Genomic DNA, 25,432 nt, shown 5'->3' with positions numbered 1-25,432 from the left:
TGACTATGTCTCGTGTTCTGATCATCGGCGCTGGTGGCGTAGCGGCAGTTACCGTAAAAAAATGTGCTCGCCTACCTGAGTACTTCGACGAAATTTACCTGGCCAGCCGCACCGTTTCCAAATGTGAAGCACTGCAACAGGAAGTGGGCATCGACCGTGTGAAAGGCGTATTTGCCGTTGATGCCGACGACGCGAAAGCCGTTGAAGCATTAATAAACGATGTTAACCCGGATCTGGTAGTTAACCTGGCTCTGCCGTATCAGGATTTGCCTATCATGGACGCCTGTCTGGCCACCAAAACCGATTATCTTGATACCGCCAACTATGAGCCTAAAGATGTTGCCAAGTTTGAATACAGCTGGCAGTGGGCGTATCAGGACAAATTTAAAGATGCCGGTATTATGGCGCTGCTCGGAAGTGGTTTCGATCCGGGTGTAACCAACGTTTACACCGCCTATGCGGCGAAACACTATTTCGACGAAATCCATTATCTGGATATTGTCGACTGTAACGGCGGCGACCACGGCAAGGCCTTTGCCACTAACTTTAACCCTGAAATCAACATCCGTGAGATCACCCAGCGCGGCCGGTTCTGGGAAGATGGCGAGTGGAAAGAAACCGATCCACTGAGCGTACGTGAAGATCTCGACTACCAGAACATCGGCGTACGTGCGTCTTACCTGATGTTCCATGAAGAGCTTGAATCCATTGTTAAACATTTCCCATCGCTGAAACGCGCCCGTTTCTGGATGACCTTTGGCGATGCTTATCTGAATCACCTGCGGGTACTGGAAGGCATCGGTATGACCAGCATCGAGCCGGTGGAATTCCAGGGTCAGCAAATTGTCCCGCTGGAGTTCTTAAAAGCGGTATTGCCTAACCCGGGTTCACTGGCTGAAGGCTACACCGGTATGACCTGTATCGGTACTTATATTACGGGTATTAAAGACGGCAAAGAAAAAACCATCTTCATCTATAACAACTGCGACCACGCCGTGTGTAACGAGGAAGTTGGCGCTCAGGCAGTGTCATACACCACCGGTGTACCGGCTATGATTGGCGCGATGATGATGCTGCAGGGCAAATGGCATAAGCCTGGCGTGTGGAATATGGAGCAGTTTGATCCGGATCCGTTTATGGAAGAGCTCAACAAACACGGCTTGCCGTGGCATGTGCTCGAATGCGATAGCAGCCCATTCAGCAAGTAACGGTATTACTGGAGACGACGGCGTGACCGATTTAACCCAACGCACTGATATTCCCTCCCCGTGCTACGTGCTGGAGGAAGCGAAGCTGGTTAACAACCTGGAACTGATGAAACGCGTACAGGATGAATCCGGCGCCAGAATTATTCTGGCGCTTAAAGGGTTTTCCATGTGGTCTGTGTTTGACATTGTAAAGCAGTACCTCCATGGCGCTACCGCGAGTTCTGTGTGGGAAGCCAAACTCGCCAGTGAAATGGGTAAAGAGGTGCACGCTTATGCGCCGGCTTACAAGGCCAAAGACATTGCTGAACTGGCCAGGTTGGTCAATCACCTGTCATTTAACAGTCTGACTCAATGGCAGGCTTATAAGGACGCATTACCCGGCGTTTCACTTGGCTTGCGCATTAACCCTGAACATCAGGAAGCAGATACGCCGTTATACGACCCGGCCGCACCGGGTTCGCGCCTAGGGATCCGCGCCAGCGAACTCACCGATATCGATTTAAGTGGTATCGAAGGCTTTCACTGTCACAACCTTTGCGAGTGCGACTCGTTTGCCACGGCTCGCACCCTCGAGGCCATCGAGCAGCGCTTCGGTAAATGGCTGGGGCAACTCAAATGGTTAAATTTAGGCGGCGGGCATTTGATGACCCGCGCCGGATACGACGTTGACCATCTGATTAGCACCCTAAAAGCGTTTAAAACCAAATATCCGCATCTGGATATCATCCTCGAGCCGGGTTCTGCTGTGGCCTGGCAAACCGGGCCGCTGATAGCCGAAGTGGTGGATATCGTTAATAACGAGGGGCCCATTGCGCTATTGGATATCTCAGCCACCGCGCATATGCCGGACGTACTGGAAATGCCCTATCGCCCGACGATATTGCACGGCGGACAACCCGGAGAACTGGGCCATGATATCAAGCTTGGCGGCAATTCCTGCCTGGCAGGCGATGTGATAGATACGTACAGTTTTGCCGAGCCCCTGGCTATCGGTACGCGACTGCAGTTTGAAGACATGATGCACTACACCATGGTAAAAACCACGTTTTTTAACGGTGTGGAACACCCGGCTATTGGAATTTTACGCTCCAACGGAGATTTTGAATTAGTCCGTCAATTCCATTACGACGATTTTAAAGCGCGCTTATCCTAAGCGCGTTTCCGTCACTGTGATTTGAACGCCTTGTTAGCTTTCATCGATCTCTAAACTACCCTCTTCCGTAATGTAGAAAACCGAAATTCGCTTTCTTTTTCGCGGGGAATTTTCCATACCAGTAGCCTGACATATCAAGCATTTGGGGTTGTGAAGCTACTAGAAATGGAAAAAAAGAATAAGTTTAATTAGCATTATTCCCCCATCAATCTAACGCCCTAATTTGGCGACACAAACGCATGCGCTATACTGCGAAGAGCCCGCGTGTTTATGTCCCAGCGAACTAGGCGAGTGCCTTAATTTGATGTTAGCTGCCACCAACTAGCAATGGTAACGACACGAGATAACCGTAATTGCTGTATCGTCTACCGCATATACCAAACGGTTAGTGTCATCTATTCTGCGGGACCAGAAAACTGAAAGATTTTCTTTAAGAGGTTCCGGCTTTCCAATTCCATCAAATGGAGCGCGCTTAACATCAGAAATTAATTTATTGATACGTTTCAAGGTTTTCTTGTCATGAGTCTGCCAATAAACGTAACTACTACAAGCTTCATCAGTCCATGATAACAACCTGTTACTCATCAATAAGTTCTCGTTGGGTCGTTTTTGCCGCTTTAAACTGAGCTATTGAACGATTTAATTGTTCAGCGTTCGCTGGAGAACGAAGTAGATGAACGGTTTCCATAAGGCTGTTGTAGTAATCTAATGACATTACAACAGCATCTTCAGAGTCACGACGAGTGATTACTGTTGTATCTGCATCGTTGATTACATTGTCCAAAACGGCTTTTAGACCATTTCGTGCTTCGGTAAAAGAGACAATTCTCATTTTGCACCTCACTTGTACATTATATAGTACAAATCTAGATCGGAAATGAGCACATGTACAAGATATTGTGCATTACTGCGCTGTGACAGCTAACGGGCAAATTGACTTGTTAAGGGGAATGAGGCACGATGTACCAATATGTAATACAGGGGGACTGCATGCCTAGAAATACCAGTGTGACAATAGGAAACCACTATGAGGCCTTTATTGCCCAGCAACTTCAAGAAGGCCGCTACGGTAGCGCCAGTGAAGTAGTACGAGCAGGGCTGCGACTGTTGGAAGAACACGAGGGTCGAGTTCAGCAACTGCGAGCAGCCCTTATTGAAGGTGAAAACAGCGGCTTCGTTGAGTATAACCTCAAAGAGTTCATGGATAGCTTGGATTGACATAAGTGAGAAAATTCCGGCTCTCAGCGGCTGCGGACGCTGACATGAGAAAGATAGCTGCACACACTCTTGAGCATTGGGGAGAGCCGCAGCGAGATGCCTACATTAGCGAATTGTTTGAAGCTTTCAACCATCTTGCTAATGCCCCTGAAATCGCGGCGAAAATAGATAATATTCGTAACGGTTATAGAAAGTTTCCCCAAGGCAGTCATGTAATTTACTTTCGACACTCTGATACGCACGCCATTGAAATCATTCGAGTGCTGCATAAGCGAATGGATGCCCCTGCTCATCTGACCTCCCCTTAGACACAATGATGGCTGTTACTTACCGGTAATTGATCCACGAGCATAGACTGATGAGAAGGTGACCACGGCGGATTGAGTAAGGTCAGCTCTGCTTATTCTAAGAAGAAGTAACCTACGAATACCAGCATAACAACCGACAAAATTACTGCCTCATCCGGTGCGTTAGCTCATTTATTTTGAGTGAGAAATACAACTAATTATGGGCTGAAAGAGTGTCAGGGAAACACTCGTTCAGAGTTGACAAAGGGAGTCATACCAACGCCCTGCTTAGGGGCGCAAACACGGCGGCTATAATCGGAACGAAGTGACACAGCCGACGAGTTTGTGTCCCAGCGAGCCCGCGAGCGGCTACAGCAGATTGATACTCATTGAGCCTCCTCCCTATCAGCATAAACAGAGTTTATCCTAATAGGCGACCAAACCGAGGGAGAAAACTCAATGAACTTTTATACTAATACACATCCTTTCTATTGTGGAATCGATCTTCACACACGATTACTGTATGTCTGTATCATCGATAATGAAAACAATATCTTAGTCCACGAGAAAATCGACGATTCACCAGAGAAATTATTGGCACTTCTAACGCCCTATTTAGGCAATATCGTAGTTGGTGTGGAATGTATGCACTGCTGGTACTGGGTGTCTGATTTTTGTGAACAGCACAATATCGACTTTATTCTCGGCCATGCACTGTACATGAAAGCCATTCATGCCGGGAAAACCAAGAATGATAAAATTGATGCACTGAAGATTGCTAAGCTTATCCGCGGCGGCAACTTTCCGTTAGCTCACGCTTATTCAAAAGAGCACCGTTCTATTCGTGATGCGCTGCGTCGCCGAACGCACATTATGAGAATGAGCGCACAGTTGAAAGCTCATGTTGCCAGTACGATTAGTCAATATAACCTACCCGCCCTGGAAACCCGGTTAAATCTGCAAAACTCACCGGACCGCCAGAAAATGCATCACTTTTTCCCTGACGAAGCTGTGCAGAAAAGTATGGATTTAAACCTCAATATCATTAGCACCATGGTGCATGAGCTGTATAAAATTGAGCACTATGTAAAAATCCAGGCGCAAACGCATAACGCTCGTGACCTTCATATTCTTAAGTCGTTTCCAGGTATTGGTAAAATCCTTGCCCTGACCATTTTATACGAGGTTGGCGATATTCAACGCTTTCCCTCTGTTCAGAAATTCGCATCCTATTCGCGGTTAGTAAAATGCAAAGCGGAGTCCGCCGGCAAATCATACGGCACCCAAGGGAATAAAATCGGCAATGCACATTTGAAATGGGCCTTCAGTGAAGCGGCTGTGTTGTACCTGAAAGGCAATGACAACGCTAAACGCTATCTTGCTAATCTGCAAAAACGCATGAGCAAAGCTAAAGCCTTATCGGCTTTAGCCCATAAAATCGGGCGATGTATTTATTTTATGCTGAAAAATCAACAGGTGTTTGATGAAGAACGCTTTTTAAACGGGTAAGTCGCACAGTGGCATGAGCTTTAGCGTCTAACTGGTTAAACGACGAGTATCGTCTTATCGCACAATACTCTGCAATCAGCAGTTTCGATAAGTATACCAACAGCTCATAACCCGTTGCGTTTGATTAGACATGCCACTGTTGCGCATTATTCCCTTTTTCAGAATTTGCTTACACCTTCACTGAGCCCGCTACTAACTGGCGTAAACCAGCCACTTAGCTTTGAATAGGACAGAGGAAGGTTAACCGATGAATGTCTAGTGCCGTTGCCAGTCAGATGGAATTGATAAGTGCAACATTAAGAGCCTCTATATGTGTTTGACGTAGGCAATACGCCTAACATCGACCATGACAGACGAAGTAAACAGGTTCTATAAAGGGCTATGTATTGATCTTGAAATAGTGGTCAAGGGGCTATCTTTTTTCATTGACAGCCCGGAGGCTCATATGTGTTAGGCTTCACTCAGTTTGCCCTTTCTTCTAGACGAATCCTTTTAGGTATTAGCACAGTGTAAGTTGGAAACCCTGATATTTTCAAAATTGAGTACCTTGAATTGTTCAGACCTACGAAAGAGATCCTATGCCACGGCAGGAATAAGCGAGGAAGACAAAGAGATGAATAATAGACGCCATGTTTGTCTGTGGCTACTTGCCCTAGCCCGTCCCAAGTAGTTAATTTTCCCCTGCGTTTAAGGCCTGCACCACACATAGAAAATCTTAATCCATTTTTACGTTGTGCTCTAAACTCATTTACGAACTTGCTGATGTCTTTCGAAAATCGCCAAGAGTTTGTGAGGAAGAATATAACTCCAGCGATCCAAAAAAATCCGAGTAATGGATGAAATTCCATGTCGTTTCCAGTGATGCCTAACACCAAGCTAAGGGGCACAAACGTGTGCGCGAGAATGGCGAAGCCGCGCACAGGTTTGTGTCCCAGCAGGCCGCGCCAGCGGAATGCGGCTTAAGCGCCTTGTTATAAGCTGGCACTCAGTACGACCTTAAATTTATTTCTTGATTAAACTCTTCACCAAGAATTTCTTTGATTAGCGCTTGTCCAGCTATTGGCGTCTTACCATCAAAAGTCAAAGTTGGGCTACCGTGTAATTGCCAGCCGTTATTGAGAGACTCTGAAACTCTCATGCAAAATGTTTCATCATCGGGTCCAGTAATAAATCGATATAGTTTCATTTGATCTTCTACCATGAATTTACTTAAGGCTTATAACGTCCTAATTTGGCGGCATAAACGCGTGGGCTATACTGCGAAGCAGAGCCCGCGTGTTTGTGTCCCCAACATTTGTTTGTTAGGCGGCATGCAGATCTATTGGCTGCACGTTATCCAAATTGATCTTTTGCTTTGCCTGCCAGAGCTCATAGTTGTCTTGCATGCTAAGCCAACTTTCAGGGCTGCGCCCCAATACTTTTGATAGCCTTAAGGCCATTTCTGGCGTTACTGCACTTTTGCCCTTCACTACACGATTTAGTGTTGAAGCGGCAACACCAAGATGGGTAGCAAGTGTCCTGCAACTAATACCGTGTGGCTCCATGTAAATGGATTCAATAAATTCACCCGGATGTGGTGGGTTATGCATATTCATTAGTGATAATCCTCGTAATTTAAGATGTAAGCATTACCATCCGTGAACTCGAAAGTGACTCTCCAATTGCCGTTGACTGATATCGACCAAATATTTGACCTTTCTCCTTTAAGTTGGTGTAGAGAAAAGCCAGGTAAATTGATGTCATCGATATCTTACGCGGTGTGGATAGCGGCTAACTGCATGCGAAGTTTTTTCGCGTGCTTAGTCTGTATGCCTGAAGTCTTCCCTTTTTCGAAAAACAGCTTCAGACCCTTATGTTTAAATGACTTAATCATGGAAAGAGTGTGGCGTATTGCGCAACGCGGTGCAACTTGACGCCTAACTTTTAAATATGGGGCACAAGCAGGCAGGCGATAATGGCGAAGCCGCCTGCCTGTTTGTGACCCAGCCCGCCCTGGCGGGCGACATAATTTTTTTGTTAAATGACATTTACCAAATCGATCACAGTTGCCACAGACAACCAACCAAAAATCAAAAACAACATACGCGTAATAAGGCGAACAGCAAAACGTTTACCTTCTGGATCGTTCCAACAGGACCTGTCAAATTCGTTACTATTTCGTAATTGTCTCTCATACTCTCTAAAAATTTGCTTACCGATGACTAGAAAAAATATTAAGAAGAAAAAAATAAATGCGAAAACTCCCCCGGGAAAAGAGTACAACTCAATAAAGACTTGGCTGAGTACTATTAATGCACCAGCTATAAATGATGTTGTCTTTGTAGCTTCCATTGGCATTTAACGCCCTAATTTGGCGGCACAAACGCGTGGGCTATACTGCGAAGCAGAGCCCGCGTGTTTGTGTCCCCAACATTTGTTTGTTATGCGTGCGAGACTCCTGCCCTACGCGACTTTGCCGCCACCGCCCGCTACAACAAACTGTTGATTTAAATAATAACAATTACCTTAAAACAACCCTGAGCGAAAAGCCAGATGATAAAATGATTGCCTGAGAAGTGAGCGGGCTAGCAAAACTGACCGTGCCGAATGCTGGTGTTACCAGGTTAAAACGAACAAGTGTTGATAAAGCAGTTTTGAAAACTGAAAGCGGTAGGCACTGATACAACCTATTGAAACTACCTTACCCTAACCCACTACCGCCGCACTCAATATTTGAGAAATAAACAACGGCGCATAACGCCGCGCTCTGCGGCAAATTTGGAGCGCAGCGTAAAATTTGTCCGCCAGCAGCGCTTTGTTAGGGCTTACTCAGTAAAAACCTTTGGCACCTGTGGTGCGCCACACCATTCCGCCACCGAATTGTATTTTTTAGCTAAGTTTTTTAGCGTATCCATTCCGCCGGATATATTTTTTAGAAGGCTATGTTCGGATTAACTGTTGTTGAATCGAAAAGAGCCTGTTTTCGTTAAGGTTTTCTGGATTATCCATAAACCTGAACCAACCCAGGTAGTGTTCCAAGTATTTTGTGGCTACTCCGTGAAACCGTTTTATCCACGCTTTCAGACGGCTGTGATAGGCGTTAACATTTTGAATGTGAAAGACTTTATCTATCACCTTAATTCCTCCTGCCACATCTAAGCGCTTGTGTATTAAATCATTTTTCTCAGAAAGAGCTATGTAGGGCTTATAGCCATCACTACACAACACACTGTCTTTCTCTAATTTTCCTGCTAGCTCCTGATGCAAAGCTTCCGATGTAACACTTGGCACAACGGCTTCATACGTACTCTTAGCTCGGTCTCTGACCGTTAAAACTGGCACCCAATCATCCTTTGAACGTCCTCGTTTTTTCGCTTTCACCCCTCTTTTACGGGGCTGACGAGTCATCCGTTTTGAGCCTTTCTCTGAGTAGGGAAAAAGTGTTTCGTCTGCCTCGATAATGCCTTCTAATTTGCTCGCTTTCAGTGCTGATGGTAGCGCCAAGAATCGGTGCCGCCACCTGAACGATGTTTCAAGGTGGAGGCCACATTCTTCGGCACATTTACGCAATGGCTTACTGTCCAGCATACAGCGAATATATTCTAACCAAAGCTCTTTGTACCTCAGTCGAGCTAGCGGTGTCGCCGTTGTCGCTACAAAGGTTTTGCCGCAGTTCTTGCAGCGATAACGCTGCATCTTGTTTACCTTGCCGTGCCGATTGATCAGTGAGCTATGGCAGTGCGGACATTCAGGGTTTTCAACCATCCGCTCCTCAAGCTCTGTTATCAACTGTGAGACGCTATCAGTGCCTTTCAGCAGCTTCTCAACATAACGGGTTTGACTATCTGTTAAGTGTTCTAACTCGGCTATAAGCTTTGTAAATTGTGCTGGGATCATGATCAACCCTCAATAACTGTATTCATATACAGTGTAGCAACAATTTAGCAGAACATAGCCATCTGTTAAGTGTTCTAACTCGGCTATAAGCTTTGTAAATTGTGCTGGGATCATGATCAACCCTCAATAACTGTATTCATATACAGTATAGCAACAATTTAGCAGAACATAGCCTTTTAGAAATTCATTTGTTTTTGTTCCAGTCTCGTTAGCATCGCAAATAAACTTCTGAAGCTTCCGTAGCCCCGACGATGATTTAACGTCATTGGCACTAGCGCTTTGATCAACATTTTCTACTGATTCATATAAATCGTTTAATCGTAGAGATACTTCTGAGTTCGCACTACCTTCTTCAAGTAAGAACTGAATATCTTCAAGAGCTTCTCCAAGGCCGCACACAACACTTAGCATTGAGGATTGGCTAGAAGAAACGTTGATGTTTGGGGCGACGGTCAAATTAAGGGCTGGCGCATTATTATTGGTAAGAGAGCTATTGAACAACTGCCTTAGGTCAGCCATATCTTGGCGCTGATACTCTATTAAGTCTCTTTGGCTTTCAATTCTACTCTCAGCTATTCTAAGCTCATTTTTTAGCTCAAGTATTTTTGCTCTATTATCAAAAAGCGACTCAGGAGGCATTTTACCTGTAACAACTAATTCATATTCCTCCAGAGCCTTTTCTATAGTTTCCCTGCTACCATCTTCAGCTTCCACAATCATTCTAACGATTGAGCCGTCTTGTTCGATTTTGATCTTTGCGCTTTCTTCTGGATATTTTTCTCGAACCACTTCACCGAAATAGTTAAGAATGCCGAGTCCCGCTTGACGAAATTCTGGAGGAAATTCAATGGATCTATTTAAAATTACTTTTTCCCCATGCATTTCCTTTTCGGCCTCTAACTCTCTCCACTTAATGTCTTCTTTTTGACTTGATACTCCTAGCAAGATAAATGGGTGTGAGTGAGACAAAGGGGATAATTCCTGGAGATCACCAATAATTCTTTCGAACTCTTCTCTCATTCCCATTCCCCTGTTTTCAAAAAAGTCTTGATACAGATGTTTGACAGGCAGGAGCATTATAGGAAGATCAACCAACCCGTTTTTATAAGCGATAGGGGTAGATGTATAGAGCCACCTATTTAAATGATCTCTGTGAGTTGAGAACGTACAAGATACTCGACCATTGATAAAACCAAGCATCCTCATATAAAAACGACGACCAACCACGTTTTCTATATGAACTCTAGATTCAGTCCAGCCCTGTGCCTGAACTAGTTCTTCCCAGAGATACTTCATCTTCCAGATAGTAACCTCTCCATCTTCACCTTGAGGCCCACGCCTTGGTTTTGATGCGCCGATATTTTCTCTCGTAAGACCTTCAAGAGATTTTTGAATCTCAAGAAGCCTATCACCGTATTTTTCTTCAAATAAACTTTTATCAATTCCGTATGAAACTATTTCGGTGATAAACATTTGTACTCCTTGTTTGATTTTGACAAAGCCCTAACACCCCACTAAGGGGCGATAACACATGGGCTAAAATTAGGAACGAAGTGACGCAGCCCATGTGTTAGCGTCCCAGCGAGCGAAGCGAGAGCCTTGAGTGGCTTGTTAGGCGACATTATGAATATAACCTTCGATTTGGTCTTTGTTGGAATGCAATGAGAACGGTTCTGGACAAGGTGAATAATGACAACCAACAAACTCCATTCCTAAATAATCAAAGGCCAGTTTAAATTGTTCTAAGAAGCATTCTGGCAATGTTGCGTCTGTTCCAGTACTGACTACAGAGCATTTGATTCCTCGCAGACTACGCCCTAAGTCTTTATGAACAGTTAATAAATCCGTAAACCTATCGAAGAAGACTTTCATCTGTGAAGACATTGAATACCAATAAACAGGTGTAGCAAAAATGATATGAGAATAGTGAATAAGTGATTCAATTAGGCTGACGAAATCATCGTCTATATTCCGATTTTCGTAATCGAAAGCCGAAATACTAAACTTATTAAGATCTATGAGTTTGGCGTCTAGCCTCTCTGCTATATATTGGGAGAGTTGTGCAGTATTTCCACCGCTTCTTGAACTACCTAAAACTACAGCAAATTTCATAAATACCTCCTTGTTGCCTAACGCCCTAATTTGGCGGCACAAACACGTGGGCTATACTGCGAAGCAGCCCACGTGTTTGTGTCCACAACAGCGCCTTGTTAGCCCTAACGCTGTACGTTCGCAGCTTTGCTGCCCTGCACCAAGATGTTTGCATTTAATAATTGCCCTTCCCTGATATGCATTTACCTTAAACAACCACCAGAAAAACAACAACTGATTTTTGCGTTAACCTTTTACCGGAACTGAAAAAACTGCGTTGCCAATGAGCTGAGAATTGCACGGTACGATTGCTGATAAAAGCACTCCTTGCTTACAGCGAAAGATTGCCCGCGCCGCGCAAACCACGGGAAGAAATTACCATGGTTGGTTGATAGCCCTGGACACAAAAACTACCTATGACCGTGAGACGCTAAAACAAGTTGAGATACCGGCGTTAACACTGCCCCGATCTTTTATTTTTGAACGGATTAACGAATGGGGGCTAACGTTAAGCTTTGGGCACAAACGCGTGGGCTATACTGCGAAGCAGCCCACGTGTTTGTGTCCACAACAGCGCCTTGTTAGCCCTAACGCTGTACGTTCGCAGCTTTGCTGCCCTGCACCAAGATGTTTGCATTTAATAATTGCCCTTCCCTGATATGCATTTACCTTAAACAACCACCAGAAAAACAACAACTGATTTTTGCGTTAACCTTTTACCGGAACTGAAAAAACTGCGTTGCCAATGAGCTGAGAATTGCACGGTACGATTGCTGATAAAAGCACTCCTTGCTTACAGCGAAAGATTGCCCGCGCCGCGCAAACCACGGGAAGAAATTACCACGGTTGGTTGATAGCCCTGGAAGTAAAACAACCAATGGCGGTGAGACGCTAAAACAAGAAAAGATACCGGCGTTAACACTGCCCCGTTCTTTTATTTTCAAGCGAATCAACGAATGGGGGCTAACGCCCTAATTTGGTGGCACAAACGCGTGGGGTATCCTGCGAAGCAGCCCTCGTGTTTGTGTCCCCAACATTTGATTGTTAGGCATTACAGAATAGCTTGACCAAAACATTAACCACTAACGCTATACCTGCTATCCATAAACCCCAAACTGCATTTCTATTTGTCCGATAAAATTTAGTATATTCGTCTTCTCTTCTTTGTAATTCGTCGGCGGCTTTAAATAACATATTGTGTCTAAACGGAAAGAAAAAACACGCATCTCGCTTCTCTAGGACTGTTGAAGAATAATAGTTTTCATGAGGAATTATACCTTCATCCCACACGCCCTTGTGGCATAAGGTTATAGAAAATTTGTCACAGTTCGGTTTTTCTTTTGTATTTTTCAGAGCAGTCCTGTCTGACTCATTTAAAGAGATAGATACACTGTCGTCATTCTTTAATGATGTCTTCTTGGCAAAGAAATGACAATTCACGCAGCTTTTATTCATCCATCGATCCTTAAACGGTGCCTAACGCCTAGCACACGGGCAATAGCGAAGGGCCACTTTTTTGCGCTCTTTGCAAAAAAGGGGAACTGCGCGTTATTGTCCCGTGCTGCGCTTTGTTAGCCCTAACACTGAACGTTCGCAGCTTTGCTGCCCTGCACCAAGATGTTTGCATTTAATAATTGCCCTTCCCTGATATGCATTTACCTTAAACAACCACCAGAAAAACAACAACTGATTTTTACATTAACCATTTGCTAGAACTGAAAAAACTGCGTTGCCAATTAAGCTGAGAATTGCACGTTACGATTGCTGATAAAAGCACTTCTTGCTTACAGCGAAAGATTGCCCGCGCCGCGCAAACCACGGGAACAAACGTCCTTGATTAGTTGATAGCCCTGGACACAAAAATAACCAATGGCGGTGGGACGCTAAAACGAGTGATGACACTGGTGTAAAAATTACCCGATCATTTGTTTTTGAATGAATTAACGAATGGGGGCTAACGCCTAGCACACGGGCAATAGCGAAGGGCCACTTTTTTGCGCTCTTTGCAAAAAAGGGGAACTGCGCGTTATTGTCCCGTGCTGCGCTTTGTTAGCCCCAACACTGAACGTTCGCAGCTTTGCTGCCCTGCACCAAGATGTTTGCATTTAATAATTGCCCTTCCCTGATATGCATTTACCTTAAACAACCACCAGAAAAACAACAACTGATTTTTACATTAACCATTTGCCGGAACTGATAAAGCTACGTTGCCAATTAAGCTAAGAATTGCACGTTACGATTGCTGATAGAAGCACTCCTTGCTTACAGCGAAAGATTGCCCGCGCCGCGCAAACCAAGGGAAGAAATTACCATGGTTGGTGGATGGCCCTGGAAGTAAAACAACCACTGGCGGTGGGACGCTAAAACAAGAATAGATACTGGCGTTAACACTGCCCCGAGCTTTTATTTTTGAACGAATTAACGAATGGGGGCTAACGCCTAGCACAAGGGCAATAGCGAAGGGCCGCTTTTTTGCGCTCTTTGCAAAAAAGGGGAACTGCGCGTTATTGTCCCGTGCTGCACTTTGTTAGCCCCAACACTGAACGTTCGCAGCTTTGCTGCCCTGCACCAAGATGTTTGCATTTAATAATTGCCCTGCCCTGATATGCATTTACCTTAAACAACCACCAGAAAAACAACAACTGATTTTTGCGTTAACCTTTTACCGGAACTGAAAAAACTGCGTTGCCAATGAGCTGAGAATTGCACGGTACGATTGCTGATAAAAGCACTCCTTGCTTACAGCGAAAGATTGCCCGCGCCGCGCAAACCACGGGAAGAAATTACCATGGTTGGTTGATAGCCCTGGACACAAAAACTACCTATGACCGTGAGACGCTAAAACAAGTTGAGATACCGGCGTTAACACTGCCCCGATCTTTTATTTTTGAACGGATTAACGAATGGGGGCTAACGTTTTGCTTTGGGGCCATAGTGTAGGCGCGAAGCGCTGGAACGGAGGTCCCAGCCGCGTAGCGGCGACAACAGCAACTTGTTATAGCAACATGCCTGTGTAATTAATCGTACTCAACCATGAAGCACCCTTGTTTAATTGATTTTTAAACTACCTGCCAAACTATTGTTTGTACAGTAATTATTACCAAAACAACCACAAAAACCAAAAGGCCGTTGGCACTCAATTTCCAAGCCGCTTACCACTGAACTTTGCTAAATTGATGCGATTATTAGATGAGAGCTGCACATTGACGTTTAGCGCAATGCAGCCTTTATCTTAAACTGAAGGTGCTATTACTTTGCAAGAAAGCTGAAGGATTGTGGCGGCGGCCAGTGTGCTGATTTTTTAAGATGAGCTTGATGCTACTACTAGCTTCTATTACCTATTTTTAATTTTAGCTATAACGCCGCAATAAAAGGCGAGCGGTAGCGAGTCCAGCCCACGCTTTTTGTGGGCGATTTTTAATTGCCTTGTTAAGCGCTGACCACCTCACACTGCAACTTACTTTTGCGATATATATTAACAAACCTATCATGGAATTTGGTTTTTTTAGAGACATTGAATCCAGATTTTTCTATTACTCTTATGGATGAGTAGTGCTCAGGCTCAATAATTGCGTAGATGCACTCACGACCCTCGCTATTTAAACCATAGTCGACTACCGAGCTAACAGCTTCGGTAGCAAAGCCTTTGTGCCAATGATTTCTTGCAAGTCTATAACCAACGTGTACTTCTTCAATACCATCTATAAGCTCTTTACTGAGACCAGCAAACCCTATAAATGAACCATCACGCTTATTTTCCAATGCCCATGGCCCAATCCCATGATCTTCATAAGATGATTGGCACCATTTAATAAACTCTAACGTTTGAGACTTGCTCATAGGACCATTAATAGAGAACTCCATCACTTTTTCATCAGCAAGCATTGCAGATAAACTACTTATATCAGATTCTGATATTTCCCTTATTATCAGCCGAGACGTTTCCAGTATCACTGTGTCTACCCTTAAGTGCGCTTAACGCCTAGCACACGGGCAATAGCGAAGGGCCACTTTTTTGCGCTCTTTGCAAAAAAGGGGAACTGCGCGTTATTGTCCCGTGCTGCGCTTTGTTAGCCCCAACACTGAACCCTCGCAGCTCTGCTGCCCTGCACCAAGATGTTTGCATTACTTAATTGCCCTTCCCTGATTTGCATTTACCTTAAACAACCCCCAGAAAAACAACAACTGATTTTTACATTAACCATTTGCCGGTACTGAAAAATCTGCGCTGCCAATTAAGCTGAGAATTGCACGGTACGATTGCTGATAAAAGCAATCCTTGCTTACAGCGAAAGATTGCCCGCGCCGCGCAAACCACGGGAAGAAATTACCACAGTTCGTTGATAGCCATGGACACAAAAACAACCAATAGCGGTGGGACGCTAAAACAAGAAAAAAATACCGGCGTTAACACTGCCCCGAGCTTTTATTTTTGCAACAATTAACGAATGGGGGCTAACGTTAAGCTTTGGGCACAAACGCGTGGGCTATACTGCGAAGCAGCCCACGTGTTTGTGTCCACAACAGCGCCTTGTTAGCCCTAACGCTAAACGTTCGCAGCTTTGCTGCCCTGCTCCAAGATGTTTGCATTTAATAATTGCCCTTCTCTGATATGCATTTACCTTAAACAACCACCTGAAAAACAACAACTGATTTTTACATTAACCATTTACCGGAACTGAAAAAACTACGTTGCCAAGTAAGCTGAGAATTGCACGTTACGATTGCTAATAAAAGCTCTCCTTGCTTACAGCGAAAGATTGCCCGCGCCGCGCAAACCACGGGAAGAAATTACCACAGTTGGTTGATAGCCCAGGACACAAAAACAACCAATGGCGTTGGAACGCTAAAACAAGAAAAGATACCGGCAGTTAACACTGCCCCGATCTTTTATTTTTGAACGGATTAACGAATGGGGGCTAACGCTAAGCTTTGGGCACAAACGCGTGGGCTATACTGCGAAGCAGCCCACGTGTTTGTGTCCACAACAGCGCCTTGTTAGCCCTAACACTGAACGTTCGCAGCTTTGCTGCCCTGCACCAAGATGTTTGCATATAATAATTGCCCTTCCCTGATATGCTTTTACCTTAAACAACCACCAGAAAAACAACAACTGATTTTTACATTAGCCATTTGCCGGTACTGAAAAATCTGCGCTGCCAATTAAGCTGAGAATTGCACGGTACGATTGCTGATAAAAGCAATCCTTGCTTACAGCGAAAGATTGCCCGCGCCGCGCAAACCACGGGAAGAAATTACCACAGTTGGTTGATAGCCATGGACACAAAAACAACCAATAGCGGTGGGACGCTAAAACAAGAAAAAAATACCGGCGTTAACACTGCCCCGAGCTTTTATTTTTGCAACAATTAACGAATGGGGGCTAACTTTTAAATATGGGGCACAAACAGGCAGGCTATAATGGCGAAGCCGCCTGCCTGTTTGTGTCCCAGCCCGCCTGCGGGCGTCATAATTTTTTTGTTATACACCATTTGCATTTCGCTGAGCAACCCACCAACCACATAAGCTGATAGCAATAGATAGAGCCAATAAACCCAAATGCCAACTTGTTAAAAGTCCAGGAACTATGCCCACTAGTAAAAAGTATTGTGGTTTAAACATAGAAAATTTATTTAACAAAAGTGCTAGCGGGACACCGTAAATTAGCATCACTGGATAAACAACCAATAAACTTAAACTAGCCGCCATAAAAGCGCCCGCTAAACCGTCCAATATTAGCTCGCTACTAAAAGTAGCGACTATGAAATAAGGAAATACCAATAAGGGACTAAGGACTGCACCCTTGATTACATCAGCAGTAGTTACCATGGTGTATAACTGTTAAATAGACACCAAAACAGGCTGAATAAAACTGCCATTTTGGTGCTTTTCAATCTCCTAATAATTTCAGATTATCTTAAATGTCCCACAGATAAAAGAATGCGGCTTTGATGGTGTTTTTTATCCAACATTAAATACACCACTCCCTACTAAAACTGTAGTTTGGTGTAAAACGCGCACCAGAGAATAAATTACGCTCTCTCGACCGCTACCATCGCTTTAATTTATGGCTGATAACTGAGCGCTTAAGATTAAGCTAAATAATACCGTGCCCACGGCTTATACCGCTGGCAGCAACTTTACCTTCAGCCAGTACCGTATCATCGAGCTTAATTTTGAACGGACTGTCAGCTTTACCCACAATACTGTATTCAAACCCGTAAATATGGTTGTCATGAATATGTACTGTTGCTGAGCGGGCCGGTGAGACTAATTCGTATATCCCGTTGTCGGCATGCTCATTGATGATATTCACCATCCAGTTACCGCGGTCCATATCGATATTGAGCGTTTTCTCAAGCATTCGTTATTCTCCGAAAAACATTGTGTGTCACCTGAAATAACTAAAGAAGCACACCGCAACTGCCAGTGTGTTGATATTTGAATTATTGAAATAACGGCCTTAGAACTAACAGCCGGATGTAGGACAAATTGTTAAATTTATTTTAGGGCCAAACCAGCCTGATACAAAGCGTTTTTCTTTAGCTGATAATGATCTGCCACAATAGCAGCAGCTTTTTTCAGGGGTAAATCCTGCTTCAGGCGTTTAAGCAGAGCCATGGCTTCGCTGGGCAGTTCGTCGCTGGCAGGCGGCGCGCCGGCCACCATCAGCACAAATTCACCTTTTTGATGCACTGCATCTGCTTCCAGCCAGGCGACAATACCGTCCGGCGTATCGCTGACGTAGGCCTCAAACGTTTTGGTCAGCTCTTTGGCCAGAACCAGATGCCGATCTGGCCCCAGAGCGGTTTTGATATCGTTAACGGTATCCAGGATACGCCTCGGCGCCTCGTAAAATACACTGGTACAGGTTCGGTCGAGCAGCGTTGCCAGAACGTTCATACGGGCCTGACTTTTAACCGGTAAAAACCCTTCAAATATAAACCGATCGGTAGCCAGCCCGGAGGCGCTCAACGCCGTTATCGCCGCACAAGGGCCGGGCAAGGCGACCACATTAATGCCGGCTGCCCGGCATGCACGCACCAGTACAAAACCCGGATCGCTGATCAATGGTGTACCGGCATCACTGATTAACGCAACGGCTTCACCGCCGAGCAATTTATTGCACAGCATCTGAGTTCGCTTTTCTTCGTTATGATCATGCAGCGACAGGGTTTTCGCCTGGATTGAGAAATGTTGTAAAAGCTTCTGGCTATGGCGCGTGTCCTCCGCGGCGATCCAGTCTACCGCACCTAATACGTCGATAGCCCGCTGGGTGATATCCTGCAGGTTGCCAATGGGCGTGGGCACAATGTAAAGGGTAGCGGCGGTCATAGGGTAAAATCCGGCAAAGCTGAAAGGCTGCCAATATACCTGTTTGTCACAATGGCGGAAACCTTTGTGTGGTATTCGCTGGCCATTCAGCCAGAATTTAGATTAATCCGTAGATTTTAGTTATCAGTCAGTTAAACTGGCGGTTCAGGAATAATTGTATGGAATCGCGGAACGTTTATGCGTCGATGTTACCCATGGTTACTGTTTGGTTTAAGTGTGACTTTGCTGTTGAGTGGTTGTGGTTCAACTGCCACCACCACCCGCGCCCCGGTGAAAAGTTCAGTGCCCCAGGTGCAAACCGAAGAAAACACCGAGACAACGCTGACGCCGGCGATGATGGTCGCCCGGGCGCAGGATGTCTGGCAGACAACCGGCGATATAAATTTACGCAACGGCTACCTGCTGGATGCCGCGCAAGCCTTTATGGCTGACGGTGCGCCGGCTAAAGCCAGCCAGATTGGTTACATGCTGCGCGATCAAATCCGCTTACCGGAACAGCAAAATCGCTATCAGTTACTGCTGGCTGAACTGTACGGTAACGATCCCCGGGTTGGCAGTGCACAACGGCTCGAACTGCTGCAATCCATAACCGCTTCGGACCCTGCTACCAAGGCACAAAAGTTTGCTTTGATGGCAACCGATTATGCCCGCCTGGGTCAGTGGCTGGCGGCCGCTAACGCGCTACTCAATAGTGATGATGCCAATCCTGAACATGTAGCGCAGGCCTGGCAATGGGTTAATCAGGCTTCGGCGCAGCAGTTACAGGACAGTGGCCGCTTTAACAAACTCCCTGCCTACGTTTCGCTGCGTCAGCTTATTCTTGAGCATGGTTTTGAGCCTGACGTACTCAGGCAGCAACTGGCTCAGTATCAGCGCGTATTTCGTAATCACCCGCTGGTAACTCATTGGCCGGACAACCTGAGCAACCTCGACCAGCTAGCCCAGACTAATCGCGAGAATATCGCCGTGATGTTACCACTCAGTGGTCGTTTACAGGTCACCGGTATGGCGATTAAAGAAGGGATCCTCGCCGCTTACTTTAACGATGCCAGTGCCATGAATGCGACCCGGATCCCCCAGTTACAATTTATCGACACCAATGGTGCAACCGCCGATGAGTTAATTGTAGCCGCTGCCGACGCAGACTGGATCATCGGCCCCCTGCTGAAAGAAAATGTCGATGCGCTGCTGCCGAAACTCAGCCCACAACACCGCATTTTGACGCTGAACCGCCCTGAAGCTTCACTTCCGGCGCTAGGTAATGGCGAACAACAAGAGCTGCTGCCAGCCAGCTTCAGCTCACAGGTTTACTATGCCCTGGCACCAGAAGATGAAGCCAGCCAGCTGGCCGAGCGAGTATTTACTCAGGGCCGACGTTCACCGGTGCTGGTCGCCTCAGAGAACACGCTTCACCAGCGTATGCAGGACGCCTTTTTGACCCGCTGGCAACAACTCACCAGTGGCCTGGCAGCCAGTCAGCACAGCGCCCCGACACTGGTAACGTATTCCGACAACAATACGTTGCGCGAAGGCATTCTGGATGCTCTGGATGTTGCTCAAAGTAAAGAACGCATAAAAGAAATACAGAGCTTCGCCGACGGAGAGCTGTATAACATGGCGCGTAACCGGCGCGATATTGATGCGGTAGTGGTTTTTACCTCACCGGAACAAACCGAACTGGTTAACCCGGTGATTGAAGCCAGCATCAGCCCCTTTGGTGGCGTTACCGTGCCGGTGTTTGCAACCTCCCGCTCCATCGATTATGCCCAGTCGCGCAATCAGTGGCGAGATTTAGAGAACCTGCATTTCCTCGACATGCCGTGGGTATTGCCCGACAATCCGGCGCCGGAGCTGGCCGCTCAAACCGATGCGCTTTGGCCGCAGCGCCCTACTCCACTGCAACGCCTGTTTGCTTTTGGCGTGGATGCCTACAACCTGCTTCCGCGCATTAACAGTATGGCGTGGTTACCACAGTTACAATACGAGGGCCTTACCGGCGCGCTCAGTGTTAATCAGAACAATGAGATAGTACGCAGTTTACCGGAAGCAGTGGTAACCCAGGAGCGCGTACAGGTATTGGCAGAGTAATGGTATGGCACGTTGGATTGGTCACAACCAGGAAAAACGTGCGCAACAATACCTGCAACGGGCCGGACTCACTCTGGTGGCCAAAAATGTGACCTATCGGGGCAGCGAAATCGACCTGATAATGAAAGAACAGCAAACCTGGGTATGCGTGGAAGTAAAATATCGCCAGCAGGATAGCCATGGTCATGCTGCCGAAACGATCAGCCCGGCAAAAATTCACCGCATGGGTACTGCGTTTCAACGTTATTTAAGTGATAATGGTATTAATTCCAATATGGTTCCCATGCGGCTTGACGCAGTAGTCATTGACGGTGACACCATCAACTGGCTGAAGAACATCGCTCAGTAGAGTCATGGGCCTGTGCAGTTAAGAGAAACGATATATCTACATGATCGAAAATATCAAAGCGAATTTTACCGAAAGTATCCAAACTAAAATTGCAGCGTCTGAAATGCTGCCGCCAGCCATCGATAAAGCCGCCATGATGATGGTTGAAGCGCTTATCCGTGGTAACAAAATTCTGAGCTGTGGTAACGGTGGTTCAGCCGGCGACGCCCAGCACTTTTCATCAGAAATGTTAAACCGTTTCGAACGCGACCGCCCCAGCCTGCCGGCGATAGCCATTACCACTGATACGTCAACACTGACCTCTATCACCAACGACTACAGCTACGATGAAGTATTCTCCAAGCAGGTCAGAGCGCTGGGCCAGCCGGGCGATGTATTACTGGCTATTTCCACCAGCGGTAACTCCCGTAATGTGATTAACGCCATGGAAGCCGCGTTGTCACGAGACATGACAATCGTTGCTCTGACCGGTAAAGACGGCGGTGAGATGGCAGGATTTCTGGGTGAACACGATGTAGAAATCCGTGTTCCCTCCAACCGCACAGCGCGGATCCAGGAAGTGCACCTGCTGGTCATTCATTGTTTATGCGAGTGTATTGATGACAGTCTGTTCCCGGCCCATGACCCTGATGGCTATTAAACCTCTGTTACGTAATATACTCACCATTGGCGCTGTGCTGATTTTATCAGGCAGCCTCAACGGCTGTGCCGTAGTGGCAGTAGGCGCGGTCAGCGCCACCGCCGTATCGGTGTCCAACGACCGCCGCACGGCTGGCACCCAGTTAGACGATTTTAATGCACAAAATACGGCTTCCCGGTTGTTAGGAAAGCAGGAAAGCCTTAGCGAAACGGCCAATATTGAGGTGACCGTTTACAACAAGGTGGCGTTACTTACCGGGCAGGCGCCAAGCCAGGCCGATATTAAGCTGGCCGAAGAACAGGTTCGCAGCATTAGTTATGTCACCAAGATCCACAACCAGATCCGCATCGGCCAACCTATTGCCACCTCCAGTGAACTCTACGATCGTTGGCTGGCGACTAAGATCCGCGCTAAAATTCTGGCCTCAGATAACGTGCCGACCTCGCAAATCAGTATTATTGTTGAAGACTCCGAAGTATTTTTAATGGGCTTGGTCACCAATCAGGAAGCCACCGCAGCGGTCGATATCGCCCGCCATGTAGACGGTGTCGCGCGGGTCATACGTGCTTTTGAAATTTACTAACAGGGCGAAGTCTTTCAGCAGCAAGTAACGCGGGCTTTTCCCTGATAGACAAAAATGCATAGTGCAATTATGCTAAAGGGAGTTACTCTGACAATGTTGATTGGAAAATCGTGGATGTCCAGGTACGTCAGTCGCCAGACTGTTAAACAAGTCGCCTTTCGTGTAGTCATTTACTCCCTGACTGTTTTTTTTAGTATCACAGGCAATACTGCGCCATCGCAGCTCAGCGATTATTTTAAAGAAGTCTGGACCACCCGCGACGGACTCCCGCACAACACCATCAATGCCATCGCACAAAGTGAAGACGGCTACCTTTGGGTAGGCACCTGGGAAGGTGCTGCCCGATTCAACGGCCGTTCGTTTACCGTGTTTGGCCGCGGCGAACCCAGCGGTATGCCGGATGTCGGTATCCGCACCATCTATAAAAATCGTCAGCAGAATTTGATCTTTGCCGGCGCCCGCGGCGGATTAAGTGAGCGTCGCCCTGATGACTGGCAAAGCTGGCAGCCTTACCGGGTATTAATTAACGGCGTGGCCGACGATAAACAGGGCAATCTGTGGCTGGCAACTGAAGGACAAGGGGTCTACCGTCAGGCAGCCCGTGGCGAACGAACCCAACTAACTATTCAACAAGGCTTACCGAGTAACGTAGTATCCAGCGTACTGAGCACAGATGATGGCAGTATCTGGCTAGGCACCGGGCGCGGGCTGGTGCGCCTTAACAGCGAAGATGAAAGTTTTGCGCCGGAAAAGATCGCCGGGCTACCTGAAGTCCCGGTGCTGGCATTAACTGCCTATAACGATGGCTTGTTAATTGGCACGGAACGAGGTCTTTATCAGTATCAGTCCGGTGAGGTCAGCATTTTCTCTGCGCAGTTAATGGATCTGCCAGTATCAGTGTTACTGGCTTTCGATAACCAAATCTGGGTAGGCACCACCGACCGTGGTCTCCTGCGCTATAGTGACGCAGGCCTGGAGAGTCTCAATATGGCTGCCGGGTTACCAAACAATCGGATCCTTTCATTGTTCCGCGACCGGGAAAACAGCATCTGGGTAGGCACCAATGGCGGCTTATTCCGGCTCCGTGACGCACCCTTTGTCACGCTAACCACCGAGCAGGGGTTAGCCGGCAATTATATTCGCTCAGTATTGTCACACAGTGACGGCAGTGTCTGGGTCGGCAGCAGTCAGGGCGTCAGCCGTATTACAAAGCAGGGCGTAGAAGCTATTGACCTTTCAGCATACAGTGACGCCCAGTCAGTACTGAGTATGGTTGAAGGGCCTGATGGCTCAGTCTGGATAGGCACCTATTCTGATGGTGTTCTGCAGTGGCAGGACGGTGCCATTGTACAGCAATACAACCGGCACACGGGTTTACTGGCTAACGAAGTCCGCGCCATCGCCGTTACCCCACAGGGCAGTTTATGGGTAGGCACAGGTCACGGTCTGAACTATGTCGACGGCAACGGCGTGCGCAGTTTCACTTCAGAAGATGGCCTGCCCACACCATTTGTAATGGGGCTGTATTTACACGATGACGGTCGTTTGTTTATTGGTACCGGTGGCGGCGTGGTTATAAGCACCCCGGACGGCGCTATTATCCCAGTCGACATCAGCCACCTTGATGATGCGGAGTATGCCTTTGGTTTCGCCCCGGATCCGGCAGCAGGCCTGCTGTGGATGAGTACCGATCGTGGCCTGATAGCCTTTGACCTGACCTCAGGCCACTTGACCATGCTTGGCCGGAATGCAGGTCTGCCTTTCGACAAAGTCTTTCAGGCGGTCATCGACCAGAACAGACATCTGTGGTTAAGCAGTAACCGCGGTATATTGCGTTTCAGACGCGAACAAATTGAGGAATACCTCACCGGAAAGCGCCAGCAGATTGATTACGAACTCTTTGGCGAAAGTGATGGGATGCAAAGTGCGCAGGCCAATGGCGGCTCAATGCAGGCGGCCACACTGGCTCAGGATGGCACGGTATGGTTTGCCACATCAAAAGGCGCCACTCGGGTTAACCCTGCCGAACTGACCCGCTTTTCAGCCAATACCCCGCCGGTGGTATTAGAAGGCTTCAAAGTAAATGGTTCGGTCTGGTCTTTAAACGCCGATAAAGATATTGCCCCAGGTGCTGACCGGATTGAGATTCAGTTTGCCGGGCTGGGCTTCGTTATGCCGGAGCGGATTCAGTACCGCACCCGCTTACTGGGTTTCGATAACAGTTGGGTCGACCGGGGCTCCAATACTATTGCGGAATACACTAACCTGGCACCGGGCGACTACCAGTTTATGGTAAGCGCTTCCTATCCGGGAGGCGCCTGGGGCGAACAAAATGCCAGTTTCCGCTTTACCATTGCCCCTTATTTTTGGCAACAAACCGGCTTCTGGCTGGTGGCATTGCTGACGGTTATCGCCATGGTCATTGTGGCTCACCGCTGGCGTATGAAAAGCTTGCGCCAACGTGCCGAGGAACTCAGCACCCAGGTGGCCGAGCAAACTTATACGCTCAAACAACAGGCCGACAACCTACGTAAAGTCGATGAAGAGCGCTCGGCGTTATTACTGGAAATAAAGCGCCAGGCTGCTGAGTTTGAGCAACAGGCCCGATCCGACAAGCTTACCGGACTCGCCAACCGGCGGGCATTCGATGAATCACTGCACCGCGAGTGTGCCCGTTCCAAGAGACGCAATCTGCCGCTTTGTCTGGCCTTGTTGGATATCGATCACTTCAAGCAAATTAACGATACGTTTAATCACAGCATAGGCGACAGAGTGCTTAAGCTGGTGGCCGATACCATCAGTCTACACTGCCGGGAGGAAGACCTGGTTGCACGTTGGGGCGGTGAAGAATTTGCCATACTCCTGCCCAACTGCGAGAATCAGGCGGCGCAGGACATCTGCGAGCGCATTCGCCTGGCGGTTAGCGAGATAGATTGCTCTGCCATTGCCCCGGACATCTCCCTGACCATAAGCATTGGGGTCACGGCTTATCGCAGCGATGATACTTTTGATAAGTTAATAGCGCGGGCTGACAAAGCGTTATACGCCGCTAAAGAAGCGGGCCGCAACCGTCTTACCCGGATTTAAGCGGCCGG

The 25,432-nt window shown here is 47.1% G+C and carries 23 protein-coding genes and 1 pseudogene; 10 read left to right on the top strand and 14 right to left on the bottom strand.

Annotated elements, in window-relative coordinates; translation table 11 throughout:
* Positions 1-5 precede the first annotated feature (5 nt).
* Positions 6-1,208, top strand: a complete 1,203-nt coding sequence (locus AC566Q_RS05560) for a saccharopine dehydrogenase family protein (protein WP_499614674.1) — start codon at positions 6-8, stop codon at positions 1,206-1,208.
* A 22-nt stretch (positions 1,209-1,230) separates the two neighbouring features.
* Positions 1,231-2,361, top strand: a complete 1,131-nt coding sequence (nspC, locus tag AC566Q_RS05555) for a carboxynorspermidine decarboxylase (protein ID WP_499614672.1) — start codon at positions 1,231-1,233, stop codon at positions 2,359-2,361.
* 321 nt (positions 2,362-2,682) lie between these two features.
* Here nspC and AC566Q_RS05550 read toward each other — a convergent pair whose 3' ends face one another.
* Positions 2,683-2,946: a Txe/YoeB family addiction module toxin gene (locus tag AC566Q_RS05550; protein ID WP_499614669.1), complete on the bottom strand. Its 264-nt coding sequence runs from the start codon at positions 2,944-2,946 to the stop codon at positions 2,683-2,685.
* On the bottom strand, positions 2,939-3,193 hold the full coding sequence (locus AC566Q_RS05545; protein WP_499614666.1) for a type II toxin-antitoxin system Phd/YefM family antitoxin: 255 nt from the start codon (positions 3,191-3,193) through the stop codon (positions 2,939-2,941). The genes AC566Q_RS05550 and AC566Q_RS05545 overlap by 8 nt, the downstream gene beginning before the upstream one ends.
* A 158-nt stretch (positions 3,194-3,351) precedes the next feature.
* Between AC566Q_RS05545 and AC566Q_RS05540 the strand changes: the two genes are divergently transcribed.
* The 3 genes from AC566Q_RS05540 (at position 3,352) to AC566Q_RS05530 (ending at position 5,375) form a co-directional block, all read left to right on the top strand.
* On the top strand, positions 3,352-3,579 hold the full coding sequence (locus AC566Q_RS05540; RefSeq protein ID WP_499614664.1) for a type II toxin-antitoxin system ParD family antitoxin: 228 nt from the start codon (positions 3,352-3,354) through the stop codon (positions 3,577-3,579).
* Between the two features lie 5 nt (positions 3,580-3,584).
* Entirely contained in the window at positions 3,585-3,887 is a 303-nt protein-coding gene (locus tag AC566Q_RS05535; protein ID WP_499614661.1) for a type II toxin-antitoxin system RelE/ParE family toxin, read from the top strand.
* Between the two features lie 438 nt (positions 3,888-4,325).
* On the top strand, positions 4,326-5,375 hold the full coding sequence (locus AC566Q_RS05530; protein WP_499614658.1) for an IS110 family RNA-guided transposase: 1,050 nt from the start codon (positions 4,326-4,328) through the stop codon (positions 5,373-5,375).
* A 985-nt stretch (positions 5,376-6,360) separates the two neighbouring features.
* On the opposite strand, the gene AC566Q_RS05525 is transcribed toward AC566Q_RS05530, so the two are convergent.
* The 12 genes and pseudogenes from AC566Q_RS05525 to rsmI all read right to left on the bottom strand — a co-directional run bounded on the left by AC566Q_RS05525 (position 6,361) and on the right by rsmI (position 18,677).
* On the bottom strand, positions 6,361-6,576 hold the full coding sequence (locus AC566Q_RS05525) for a DUF1737 domain-containing protein (protein ID WP_499614655.1): 216 nt from the start codon (positions 6,574-6,576) through the stop codon (positions 6,361-6,363).
* A 100-nt stretch (positions 6,577-6,676) separates the two neighbouring features.
* Positions 6,677-6,970 carry a HigA family addiction module antitoxin gene (locus AC566Q_RS05520; RefSeq protein WP_105933215.1) on the bottom strand — a complete coding sequence of 98 codons (294 nt, stop codon included), beginning with the start codon at positions 6,968-6,970 and terminating at the stop codon, positions 6,677-6,679.
* A pseudogene (locus AC566Q_RS05515) lies at positions 6,970-7,248 on the bottom strand (type II toxin-antitoxin system RelE/ParE family toxin). Before AC566Q_RS05515 ends, AC566Q_RS05520 begins: the two are co-directional and overlap by 1 nt.
* Positions 7,249-7,391: 143 nt before the next feature.
* Positions 7,392-7,712, bottom strand: a complete 321-nt coding sequence (locus AC566Q_RS05510) for a hypothetical protein (RefSeq protein WP_474820678.1) — start codon at positions 7,710-7,712, stop codon at positions 7,392-7,394.
* A 582-nt stretch (positions 7,713-8,294) separates the two neighbouring features.
* A complete protein-coding gene (locus AC566Q_RS05505) occupies positions 8,295-9,251 on the bottom strand; it encodes an IS1595 family transposase (protein WP_139336491.1) in 957 nt (318 codons plus the stop codon).
* A gap of 123 nt (positions 9,252-9,374) precedes the next feature.
* On the bottom strand, positions 9,375-10,724 hold the full coding sequence (locus AC566Q_RS05500; RefSeq protein WP_499614650.1) for a hypothetical protein: 1,350 nt from the start codon (positions 10,722-10,724) through the stop codon (positions 9,375-9,377).
* Between the two features lie 138 nt (positions 10,725-10,862).
* Positions 10,863-11,363, bottom strand: coding sequence for a flavodoxin family protein (locus AC566Q_RS05495; protein WP_499614647.1), 501 nt, complete (start codon positions 11,361-11,363; stop codon positions 10,863-10,865).
* 1,023 nt (positions 11,364-12,386) lie between these two features.
* Positions 12,387-12,797 (bottom strand): hypothetical protein, encoded by a 411-nt coding sequence (locus AC566Q_RS05490; protein ID WP_499614645.1) that lies wholly within the window; start codon positions 12,795-12,797, stop codon positions 12,387-12,389.
* Positions 12,798-14,771: 1,974 nt separating this feature from the next.
* Complete coding sequence (locus tag AC566Q_RS05485) at positions 14,772-15,296, bottom strand: GNAT family N-acetyltransferase (RefSeq protein WP_499614642.1); 525 nt, start codon at positions 15,294-15,296, stop codon at positions 14,772-14,774.
* A 1,527-nt stretch (positions 15,297-16,823) separates the two neighbouring features.
* Entirely contained in the window at positions 16,824-17,171 is a 348-nt protein-coding gene (locus tag AC566Q_RS05480) for a hypothetical protein (RefSeq protein ID WP_499614639.1), read from the bottom strand.
* A gap of 268 nt (positions 17,172-17,439) precedes the next feature.
* Entirely contained in the window at positions 17,440-17,706 is a 267-nt protein-coding gene (locus AC566Q_RS05475) for a hypothetical protein (RefSeq protein WP_499614636.1), read from the bottom strand.
* A gap of 137 nt (positions 17,707-17,843) precedes the next feature.
* A complete protein-coding gene (gene rsmI, locus AC566Q_RS05470; RefSeq protein WP_499614634.1) occupies positions 17,844-18,677 on the bottom strand; it encodes a 16S rRNA (cytidine(1402)-2'-O)-methyltransferase in 834 nt (277 codons plus the stop codon).
* A gap of 177 nt (positions 18,678-18,854) precedes the next feature.
* Here rsmI and AC566Q_RS05465 point away from each other — a divergent pair, with 177 nt between their 5' ends.
* From AC566Q_RS05465 to AC566Q_RS05445, 5 genes are all read left to right on the top strand, one after another.
* Positions 18,855-20,765: a penicillin-binding protein activator gene (locus AC566Q_RS05465; RefSeq protein ID WP_499614632.1), complete on the top strand. Its 1,911-nt coding sequence runs from the start codon at positions 18,855-18,857 to the stop codon at positions 20,763-20,765.
* Between the two features lie 4 nt (positions 20,766-20,769).
* A complete protein-coding gene (locus tag AC566Q_RS05460; protein WP_105936436.1) occupies positions 20,770-21,114 on the top strand; it encodes a YraN family protein in 345 nt (114 codons plus the stop codon).
* 40 nt (positions 21,115-21,154) lie between these two features.
* Complete coding sequence (locus AC566Q_RS05455; protein WP_105936437.1) at positions 21,155-21,754, top strand: phosphoheptose isomerase; 600 nt, start codon at positions 21,155-21,157, stop codon at positions 21,752-21,754.
* A complete protein-coding gene (locus tag AC566Q_RS05450; RefSeq protein WP_499614628.1) occupies positions 21,714-22,337 on the top strand; it encodes a BON domain-containing protein in 624 nt (207 codons plus the stop codon). Before AC566Q_RS05455 ends, AC566Q_RS05450 begins: the two co-directional genes overlap by 41 nt.
* 93 nt (positions 22,338-22,430) lie before the next feature.
* The gene (locus tag AC566Q_RS05445; protein WP_499614625.1) at positions 22,431-25,424 is read left to right on the top strand and encodes a diguanylate cyclase; all 2,994 of its coding nucleotides are present in this window, start codon (positions 22,431-22,433) and stop codon (positions 25,422-25,424) included.
* Positions 25,425-25,432: the final 8 nt, after the last annotated feature.

The sequence above is a fragment of the Alteromonas sp. H02 genome (genome assembly GCF_059682525.1).
This window is presented reverse-complemented; position numbering and strand designations above follow the sequence as displayed.